At 34.5% G+C, this 1,033-nt stretch carries 1 protein-coding gene and 1 pseudogene; both read left to right on the plus strand.

Features of this window, described 5'->3' with window-relative positions; all coding sequences use genetic code 11:
• The first annotated feature begins 126 nt into the window (after positions 1 to 126).
• Positions 127 to 525, plus strand: a complete 399-nt coding sequence (gene tnpA, locus ACY191_RS06745; protein ID WP_000762752.1) for an IS200/IS605-like element ISBth16 family transposase — start codon at positions 127 to 129, stop codon at positions 523 to 525.
• Between the two features lie 11 nt (positions 526 to 536).
• Positions 537 to 1,033: pseudogene (locus tag ACY191_RS06750) on the plus strand (RNA-guided endonuclease TnpB family protein); the annotation flags it as partial.

The following is a 1,033-nucleotide window of genomic DNA, read 5'->3' on the forward strand; positions in this document are numbered from 1 at the left end:
GCGTGTGAAGGGCGTAGCCCAACGGTAGGTGGGAGATGAATTTCGGTTTGGCGTAGCCAAAAGGTTTTCCTTTTTATTTTGCCTCTAATATAATCAGTCTTATAAATTATAAGGGCTGGTATATAAATGAAATTAGATAGTAATAACCATTCAGTATTCTTGTTATATTATCACCTTGTGTTGGTCGTGAAATACAGAAGAAATGTGTTTGATGATGATATGTCAGACTATGCAAAAGATATGTTTGTTCGACTATCTGAAAACTATAACATCACGTTAGTTGAATGGAATCATGATGTAGACCACGTTCATATTTTGTTCAAGGCACACCCTAATACAGAAATGACAAAATTCATCAATGCTTATAAAAGTGCAAGTTCTCGACTTATTAAAAGAGACTTTCCACAAGTGAAAAAGAAACTTTGGAAAGAGATGTTTTGGTCAAGAAGTTTTTGCTTGCTAACTACTGGTGGTTCGCCAATAGACGTAGTAAAAACATATATTGAAAATCAAAGTGAAAAGTGAGGTGAAATGATATGACAAAGCAGAATAAAGCATATAAATTCCGTTTGTATTAAACAGAAGACCAAGCACATCTTATGCGTAAAACCTTCGGTTGTGTACGTTTCGTGTATAACAGAATGTTAGCTGAACGGAAAGAAGCGTATGAAAAACATAAAGATGATAAGGATCAACTAAAGAAACAAAAGCTTCCCACTCCTGCAAAATACAAAGCAGAATTTGAGTGGTTAAAAGAAGTGGATTCATTAGCTTTGGCAAATGCTCAACTAAACTTGCAAACTGCCTATAAAAATTTCTTTCGTGGTCAAAATGACTTCCCAACATTCAAAAGCAAAAAGACAGAAAGTCTTATACAACGAATGTAGTGAACGGAAATATTATGTTGCTTAACGGTCATATCAAATTGCCAAAACTGAAAATGGTACGTATCAAACAGCATAGAGAAATACCACAAGACCATATAATCAAGTCATGTACGATTTCTATGACACCTACTGGTAAATACTATGTG

This window comes from Staphylococcus sp. TCBT05 (assembly GCF_055179755.1).

Bases quoted from the DNA above. Each gene is read 5' to 3' on its own strand.
- tnpA (WP_000762752.1), top strand. From the start codon at position 127: ATGAAATTAGATAGTAATAACCATTCAGTATTCTTGTTATATTATCAC.